Origin of the sequence: Microcoleus sp. D2_18a_D3 (assembly GCF_036702455.1) — a bacterium.
GTDB lineage: Bacteria > Cyanobacteriota > Cyanobacteriia > Cyanobacteriales > Microcoleaceae > Microcoleus.
In genome coordinates this window covers 60,919-68,164 of record NZ_JAUBTK010000037.1, presented here as the reverse complement: position 1 = coordinate 68,164, position 7,246 = coordinate 60,919, and the positions used below count along the sequence as shown (strand labels likewise).

13 protein-coding genes are annotated in these 7,246 nt (G+C 46.8%); 11 read left to right on the top strand and 2 right to left on the bottom strand.

Annotation, left to right across the window (positions count from 1 at the left end):
- Together QUB06_RS18045 and QUB06_RS18040 are read right to left on the bottom strand one after the other, a co-directional pair.
- Positions 1-1,472 (bottom strand): DUF3854 domain-containing protein (locus tag QUB06_RS18045; protein WP_333436437.1); only part of this gene is annotated, 1,472 nt, incomplete at its 3' end.
- A 326-nt stretch (positions 1,473-1,798) separates the two neighbouring features.
- Positions 1,799-2,020 carry a hypothetical protein gene (locus QUB06_RS18040; RefSeq protein WP_333050809.1) on the bottom strand — a complete coding sequence of 74 codons (222 nt, stop codon included), beginning with the start codon at positions 2,018-2,020 and terminating at the stop codon, positions 1,799-1,801.
- A 446-nt stretch (positions 2,021-2,466) separates the two neighbouring features.
- Between QUB06_RS18040 and QUB06_RS18035 the strand changes: the two genes are divergently transcribed.
- The 11 genes from QUB06_RS18035 to QUB06_RS17985 all read left to right on the top strand — a co-directional run bounded on the left by QUB06_RS18035 (position 2,467) and on the right by QUB06_RS17985 (position 7,244).
- Positions 2,467-3,054: a hypothetical protein gene (locus tag QUB06_RS18035; RefSeq protein ID WP_333436436.1), complete on the top strand. Its 588-nt coding sequence runs from the start codon at positions 2,467-2,469 to the stop codon at positions 3,052-3,054.
- Entirely contained in the window at positions 3,051-3,236 is a 186-nt protein-coding gene (locus tag QUB06_RS18030; protein ID WP_333436435.1) for a hypothetical protein, read from the top strand. The genes QUB06_RS18035 and QUB06_RS18030 overlap by 4 nt, the downstream gene beginning before the upstream one ends.
- Positions 3,237-3,348: 112 nt before the next feature.
- Positions 3,349-3,687 (top strand): hypothetical protein, encoded by a 339-nt coding sequence (locus QUB06_RS18025; protein WP_333436434.1) that lies wholly within the window; start codon positions 3,349-3,351, stop codon positions 3,685-3,687.
- Positions 3,665-4,261, top strand: a complete 597-nt coding sequence (locus QUB06_RS18020; protein ID WP_333436433.1) for a hypothetical protein — start codon at positions 3,665-3,667, stop codon at positions 4,259-4,261. Before QUB06_RS18025 ends, QUB06_RS18020 begins: the two co-directional genes overlap by 23 nt.
- A 312-nt stretch (positions 4,262-4,573) precedes the next feature.
- Positions 4,574-4,759, top strand: coding sequence for a hypothetical protein (locus tag QUB06_RS18015; RefSeq protein ID WP_333207342.1), 186 nt, complete (start codon positions 4,574-4,576; stop codon positions 4,757-4,759).
- A 49-nt stretch (positions 4,760-4,808) separates the two neighbouring features.
- Positions 4,809-5,138, top strand: a complete 330-nt coding sequence (locus QUB06_RS18010) for a hypothetical protein (RefSeq protein WP_333436432.1) — start codon at positions 4,809-4,811, stop codon at positions 5,136-5,138.
- 6 nt (positions 5,139-5,144) lie between these two features.
- Positions 5,145-5,480: a hypothetical protein gene (locus QUB06_RS18005; RefSeq protein ID WP_333436431.1), complete on the top strand. Its 336-nt coding sequence runs from the start codon at positions 5,145-5,147 to the stop codon at positions 5,478-5,480.
- 3 nt (positions 5,481-5,483) lie between these two features.
- A complete protein-coding gene (locus QUB06_RS18000; RefSeq protein WP_333436430.1) occupies positions 5,484-5,747 on the top strand; it encodes a hypothetical protein in 264 nt (87 codons plus the stop codon).
- Positions 5,748-5,752: 5 nt separating this feature from the next.
- Positions 5,753-5,959: a hypothetical protein gene (locus QUB06_RS17995; RefSeq protein ID WP_333436429.1), complete on the top strand. Its 207-nt coding sequence runs from the start codon at positions 5,753-5,755 to the stop codon at positions 5,957-5,959.
- A 50-nt stretch (positions 5,960-6,009) separates the two neighbouring features.
- A complete protein-coding gene (locus QUB06_RS17990) occupies positions 6,010-6,381 on the top strand; it encodes a hypothetical protein (RefSeq protein WP_333436428.1) in 372 nt (123 codons plus the stop codon).
- A 92-nt stretch (positions 6,382-6,473) separates the two neighbouring features.
- A complete protein-coding gene (locus QUB06_RS17985) occupies positions 6,474-7,244 on the top strand; it encodes a hypothetical protein (protein WP_333436427.1) in 771 nt (256 codons plus the stop codon).
- Positions 7,245-7,246: the final 2 nt, after the last annotated feature.

Below are 7,246 nucleotides of genomic sequence, written 5' to 3'. Positions count from 1 at the left end.
CTAGCCATTGTTGAGCCGTCATCCATATTTCTGAGCTTGCATCCCTTCCAGTTCTCTCGCCCTACTATTTTCTGGAGGAGCCGAATAAATGTACCCTTACCACTCCCCGGTTTCCCGATTAAGTGGACGAACATCTGCAAGTCAAAAAACCGGAACTTAAGCAATCCGTTGATGACTGCCAACAGTTTGAGGATTTTCTGGTGGTCGCCCTGCATTGCCGTATTCATCCATCGGTAGGTATTTGGGCAATTGTTGCGAAGGATGTCAATCGCCGAGGCGTCAGTTCCCGTCAAGGGCTTGTACGAGTAAGGTAAGTAGGAAGTAAAACCCATACCCGGAGAATGTTTGAGGATTTCGCCAGTTGAGCTATCCCATACCGAATCATCGAAAGCGATGTAGCGTTTTCTATCCCAGATATCCCAACGCTTAACTCGTAAGTCATCAGTGAGCAGGCTCAGCACGTCTGTGATGTAGCTAGAACCTTTGTACTCAATATTTCTGGCATCAATGGTGGTTTTGACCAGGGTTCTAAAATTCCCATCGTCGGTACGCTCCCAATGCTTGCCCGTCCAAATCCGCCAAGTTTTGGTTTCGTTGTCAAATTTCCAAATCTGCCCGTAATCTTCCGCTAATTGGCGGGCAAGCCGTCTCGGTGTGGGAGGCTTTGATGCTGTGAAGTTTTGACCCTCGTCTGTGTCAAGATTGCTCTCCCATTCCTCAAAGCTGACTGACTTCATAAGAATCCGCCTGAACTCTTCTATTCCTTTTCTCTGGATAAAATCATCCATACCTTTGGTTTCTCCCTCAGTGCCAGGTTCCCATTGTGCAGTAATGCTGCGAACGGGGACACCAAACTTAAGCAACTGGTGGCCGAGTTTCCGCTGTTCCCAAATGACGTTTGGATTGGTCGCTGCATCTGCATCAAAGGCAATGATGAACCCAAAACCGGCACGGGCGTAAGCTTCTAGGGTGGGAACGAGATAGCGTTTGTTCTGCAAATCGCTAGCTTTCGCTGTCAGCCCCATACTGATGCCCATTAAGGCAATTGTCGGTAAGTCGTTGCTGCATCCAGCGATTGCTTTGAACGGCCCTTCGGTAATCAGGAGATAGGGATGGTCGTTAATGCGGTAGCAGTGCGGCTTGAGATTTTCTGGCTCCCAATAGTTTTTGTCGGTGGGGTGCTGGGGTAAGAATGCGTCGTACTCACCAAGGGGCGTGCGATATTTGGGCGGTTTTTTACTGCCAGAGGATTTCCAAGGTTTGTCCGGTCTGAACTGAAATTGTGTGGTTGCACCCATGAATAGGATGCCGCCCGACTTCGCTGCGTAACCCAAGTAAACTGATGCCTCGTCCGCAGATACGGTTCGGCAGGTGGCAAAGGTCCAATTGTTCAACAGCCCCCGGCTCTCAATGTGGCTCTTGTGTTTGGGGGAAAGATATGCGGTAGATTCAAATTGCTGTACAACGTTCATAGATGCCTCTCTCGCTACTCATAGCGCTGCGTGCTGGTTTTGTTTGCAAAAACCCGCTATATGTAGAAGAGACGGCTCTGCTGTAACTACCGTTGATGTGCAAAGGTGCAAAATCTGCGGTAATGGCAGAAATAGACTATGATGTATTTAAAGATTTTTTATTTTTGTTGTCTGCCGTCTCTTCTAAAGACTGCGGACTCTTTTTTTGTCTGGTCTAATCGCTGCCGGCGGTCGCTTGTTGACAACAGCCTTTTAAAATTTTATACGCGAACGTATTGCTTAGACTGACAGGAATGGCAGGGAAAGCGGGTTAATTTCAGCGACATTCATGGTGTATTAGTAGTTTTCTTTTTATTGCCCCGCTTGGCTTTGGTGGCTGGCGGGGGGGCAGTTTCACTGGGTGAATCATGGGTGCTGTCCGGTTTGGGGGTTGGGGGATTAGAAGGGTTTTGTTTTAGGTATTCCGCTATAGCTCGCTTAACTACCACTCGTGTCAGTTGGGGTACTGTTAAAAACTCCTTCTCAGCCCAAGCCCCTAGGTGCTCCATATCCTGCTTCTCCAGGTAAAGGGTTATTCGAGGTTTATCAGAGGGCATACAAGTGTTAAGGAGGTTGTCACTTTCTTAAACTCTACCCTTTACTACCTCGCTTTTTATTTAGGTACACCAAAACTCGACAAATACCTTACCTATTGTTTCATTTTGTCTGCGGGAATCCCATTTCCACAGGTAAGGTAAATATTGACAAGTACCTTACCTGTTGTTACTATACACTCAGGCACGCCAAAGTCAGTGTCGGCGTAAAAGGGTCATCCATAAAACTACCCCTTTTGTTGTCCAAAACTAACTTGAAAGGGCCTTAAATCCAATGCCCGCAACACTTTCGCAGATTGGCGTTCGTGGGCAGACAAAAAAACCAAACCAAACCCCGCCCCCTATGACTGGAAATCTTCTGAGGCGGGGTATGGCACTCACATTAATGAGGTTTTTCAATCATGACACAAATACCGATACCGATAACGGTTGAGGTGTCCGCTGCTGCTGCAACGCCAAAGGTGACGAGCGCTTCTTTGTATCCTTCGTTGTTGGCATCCGTGGACGCGATGGCAGAACCCGCTCTTTGGGTTTTGATGGAAGCGGTCGTTTACTCACTCCGCCAAAGGGACACGCTCACCCGCTCCATTAAAGAGTGCGGAACTGTTGAATGCTTCGGCGATAAGTGGCCGCAAGATTTTGATTTCTTGCCAACCGAATTGGAAGCGATCGCCCTAGTGGAGGCAATAGCCGACCAATTCTCCAGCCGCCAACTCCACACTTGCTGGCAATCGCTGCTGACCACTTGCAACCGTATCCAAAAGCTTGCCCTCATCGAAGCGATAACCTACGCCCAGCACTATTCATCGACGGTACTCCAAGCGCTCTCTGAATGCGAACTCTCGGATTTGTTTGAAGATTCCCTCGAACATTTGGATGTTTGGATGTCTGAACCAGAAGCGTTGAGGCTGATTCGCTTACTCTCCGGTTCCCTGTTAGCTGCATCAGAAGCTGCACCCACACCGGGTCATGGGAGGGACGATCGATGAAAGCACTCAAAAGCCATCAATTTCAGTGGAGCATTACCGTCACCCGCAAATACAATCCACCGCGCAAGATCGTAGTTTTCGGGCGCACGCCAGCAGAAGCGATCCAAGGTGCGGTATCTTCTGCCCGCGAAGTATGGGGTATCTGGGATGCCACATCATTTAGCGCGCCGGAAAGGAAATAATTTTTTTTGATTCTTCGTTAGCTACTTCGGGCGACTCCGAAAACAGCTAACGAAAGAATCAGAGTTTCAAGCATTTTAGCTAACAAGTAGCCAATCAAATGTCCACCAGAAAATGCCAACACCTAAAAAGCCTGTAGACGTAGCTGTTTTTAACAGTCGATGCGGCAAATGGAACCATCGAAATTACTTCAGAGCAGAGGTAAGGATAATTCTGGGTAAAGGGGGAAAACCGATGCCTGAAGCTACTTTCAAAACCCGACTCGCCCTTTTAGAAGCAGAATGCCCTGAGTTTGAAAGACAACCCTACCGCCGAACATTTTCTCAATTTCATTTGAACTGCTTGCTGACTCTAGAAACTTGGATTCTGGAAGCAAACCGCTGTATTGCCACTGTTCGAGAACGATTAGCACAAGAAGGATTACCCACCCATGAATACGGAACCGACAATTGACCGCCGCGACATCAAAACCAAATGGGGACTCAACAAAGTTTCTGACGTAACCAACGCTCGCAAAGCTTTAGGGCATTCTGATTGGCAAAACTCTCTTTTGAGTCCTGATGACACCGCAGAAATCGACCTTTACTTCGAGTTGGTACTCAATCAGCGAATTGCACCTCGTTTGGCACTCGAACAAATAGCAAGCACTCGCAACGGACGCGGTGAATACTGCAACGGCATCGACTCTGAAGCGATCGCCAGCGGGGAAAATCGGGATGCTGAGGAAGAAAAAAGTGGAGCGATACAAGCAATTGAAGGAATGACTCGCGAAGCATCCTTGGGGATGGCCGATGTTGCTGGAGCCGTTAGCGACCAAATCCTAGATGCTTTTAAGATTTCTCTGAGTGCAAATCTGACCAACGGTTTGAGCGATATGGCCTCCAATATCCGAGGTAATTTCAGCGTTCTCGCCTCGGCCGTAAAAGCAGCTCCATTGGATTTGCGGGATGCCAATCTACCCGCCCCAAAGCCTGTTTTACCAACCAAGCCAGTACCGCCACGGAGGATTTCACCAGGACTCTGGTAAACGCTTACCGAGAGCTAGGGGAAGCCCTAGCTTTAAGGCAGGCTCAAAGGGAAAAGGTGCTGCTGAATCTCATCTTTTTCCTGAGCCTACAACGGGGCAGCCAACCTAAAAAATCTGGCATTATATTGCCCCCCAATCGCAATTATGCTGAAGAAACAATCGCACTGATGAGGTTTGTTTGATGCTGGAAAGTTACGGCTTTATTGAGATGTATTTAGTAGTGCCTGGATTGAAATTGTGGCGGGTCGTTAAATCTAAGCTAGCGACAATTAGCCATGTGAGCGAAGTGGCTGTATTGGTGGGAGGATGCGGGTGAAAATCCGAGAAGTCTTGGCAACAGTTAAACACTGCAATTCAGGATGGCAAGAACAAAAACTGGTGCACATCCTGTTTACTGACAGAGATGAAAAGTACCAGTTACTGAAGCCTTACTGCGTAGAATATGGCAAAAATGTCATCTTTAGCAAGACAGATAACGAGATTTTGTTACCCGATTGAGTAAAGCGCAACCATAGAGCAAAGGAGTACAGAGCTAAGGAGTACAGCGATGTTAGTTCACATCAGCAAAGAAGAGGTTTTGTTGTGGCACGAAGAGCAGCATATTTTTGTGTACGCTCCCGACAACAAATGTTTGGCATTCTGTCAAATCAAAGACCTCGACTTGTACAGCAATCGAGACGGTGCGCTGTACAACATTATTGATAGCGATGTTTACTTAGAAGCGGTATACGAAAATAAAAATCTTTGCCAGCCCAAAGAGAAATATTTTCCCCCTGATTGTGTAGGGCCGAGAGAATGCCCTTATCCCGGAGTTTGCTACCGCTTCGAGACGGAGCAGCAACATTATGAATGTGATGGATATGAATCAGCAGGATAGGAAAATATGACTGCAGACAAGGACTATCAAAGATTGCTGTCTCCTGCAACGCTTACAGAAGAAGACGAATTCTACGCTGAATGCAATGTGACAGGAATTAACCTTGTCGATAAGGTAAATGGAAAACCTGTCCGCGCTTACCCCTATTGGATTGATAGAGCTAACTGTAATTGGCACAGTCCATTAGTCGCAGAAGATGAGGATGAGGATGATGATGATGATGTTGATGAGCCTGAAAGTGAAGATGAGGAGCGAGCTAATAGAAAAGGCTGGACAAGTCGATTAACGACGTGGTGGAAACGACGCGATGCTATCAATATCAACTTCTCTGAAGAATCATAGTTAATGAGGTCACAAGAAATGAGCAGCGAATTAGAAAGAGTAAAGCAGTTAGTAGACCTAGACCCAGTTCCCCAAGCCGTTATCAAATCGGTAGATATGGCATGGGCTGTGTACCGTAAAGGACAAATCCCCGACAACTACCTGATTTGTAGAGAGATGTTTTGGGATGGAATTTGTCAGATATTGGGTTACATTCCGGCTCACATTAAATGTAGCGGTCAAGGACAGGTTTACATTTCGTTTAGTCCCAATGAAACTTCGAGGTAACAACTATGTCAGATAAGCTCTCGGTCATTTGTGCATCAATTCTATTCTCAGCCATCCCCGCTATGCTGATTTACGGCGGTCACTCGATCTACCACGACGGTTATCGGCAAGCCGTAAAGGATTTACCGCCCACGGTAGTTCAAGGCGACCAGACTATCGATAACAGCACGAACCACAACTATCAATTTGCACCGTCACTTGGGGGGAAGTAATCAATTTTACATCAATTAGAACACTTTGTATTAATTAAAAGACACAAACCATGAGCCAAATTGAGACGATAGATGAACTCTTTGCAACTAACAATCCCGAAATCGGGAAAACTTACATCCCCTTGTTCATCGACTTGTATGTGCAGAAGTCATCAATAACAGCACTGGGCGTAGTTTTAACTAGAGATAACATCCCCGCGCTCATGTCAGAAATGGTCAGCGACAAAGCCGCGCGAACTTGGGTGGAGTTGTGGCAAGAATCCACTACCCAATACAAAGAATTTGAGATTCCGCTCTCACTCCTCAACGCAGCAGTTCGGTATAAGGAAACCAAGGGCGACCGACGGCCGTTGATGGTGCTTCCCCAAGAGTTAAGGGGTTTATTGCAACCGTTGGTTGCTTCACAACCACCAAAAAACTAGGAAACTAAGTAATGTTCGAGGGGCTTTTTTGTCCCTCTTAAAAAGCTTATCGCATCCCAATTAACGAGCCGCAAGATCAAAGGAGACAAACCATGAGTGCAATTGTTAAATACACAGGCGGTGGAGCCATAGCACCAGCCCTAGTCGGCAAAGTCAAAGCATTTGATAGCGCACCTTCCATGTTGACTTCCTTTCAGGGATACTACGGTTTCGACCCCTCAGCCTTTGCTGGGATGTCCGAGGAAGAATTGGGGGCATTCGTAGATTCGGTTGAGGAAATCAAGTTTCTCATTGCGAATCTCGACAAACTCGAACAACACGTCAATGACTATATTGACGGTGTTGTCAAATACAACGAGTTTGTAGCCCGATGCGTCAAAGCTGGTGCTAAGGGCATGGAAAAGATCGATCGCGCCACGCTCGACGTATTCTTGGCATGGAAAGGTTGGCAGGCTAATACCAAAAAGCTAGCCAAAGATTCGGATGTTGGCGTCCGACTTCTCGACCAAGAAGTTATCGATTACGGTGATTTAGCGGAATACGACCTTCAGATTTCGCTTCAGATTGTGGCTAACAGATTAGTCCGCCAAAAAGAAGCGCTATCCCAAAAACCAGACACAGAAGCAACAAACTATGCGGAGCGACAAGCAGCTCAACAGGCAAAAAGCGAAGAGAGAAATAGGATAAAAGACTTGTTCGCTTATGGTACTCGTGGGAAATTGGGTTTGCCATCATCTAGCAGCAAACAATTAATTCCTGCTACCACTAACGCAACCAATAACGCTAGCAATAACGCTACCAATCAAAGTGGTTGGCTGAAAAAATGGGGTGGTAAAGCCTTTGACTTTTTCTCAGGGAAGTAGCC

Coding starts and splice junctions, on each gene's coding strand:
- QUB06_RS18040 (WP_333050809.1), bottom strand. CDS start 2,020: ATGGAGCACCTAGGGGCTTGGGCTGAGAAGGAGTTTTTAACAGTACCC.
- QUB06_RS18025 (WP_333436434.1), top strand. CDS start 3,349: ATGCCAACACCTAAAAAGCCTGTAGACGTAGCTGTTTTTAACAGTCGA.
- QUB06_RS18005 (WP_333436431.1), top strand. CDS start 5,145: ATGACTGCAGACAAGGACTATCAAAGATTGCTGTCTCCTGCAACGCTT.
- QUB06_RS18010 (WP_333436432.1), top strand. CDS start 4,809: ATGTTAGTTCACATCAGCAAAGAAGAGGTTTTGTTGTGGCACGAAGAG.
- QUB06_RS17990 (WP_333436428.1), top strand. CDS start 6,010: ATGAGCCAAATTGAGACGATAGATGAACTCTTTGCAACTAACAATCCC.
- QUB06_RS18020 (WP_333436433.1), top strand. CDS start 3,665: ATGAATACGGAACCGACAATTGACCGCCGCGACATCAAAACCAAATGG.
- QUB06_RS18030 (WP_333436435.1), top strand. CDS start 3,051: ATGAAAGCACTCAAAAGCCATCAATTTCAGTGGAGCATTACCGTCACC.
- QUB06_RS18000 (WP_333436430.1), top strand. CDS start 5,484: ATGAGGTCACAAGAAATGAGCAGCGAATTAGAAAGAGTAAAGCAGTTA.
- QUB06_RS17995 (WP_333436429.1), top strand. CDS start 5,753: ATGTCAGATAAGCTCTCGGTCATTTGTGCATCAATTCTATTCTCAGCC.
- QUB06_RS17985 (WP_333436427.1), top strand. CDS start 6,474: ATGAGTGCAATTGTTAAATACACAGGCGGTGGAGCCATAGCACCAGCC.
- QUB06_RS18035 (WP_333436436.1), top strand. CDS start 2,467: ATGACACAAATACCGATACCGATAACGGTTGAGGTGTCCGCTGCTGCT.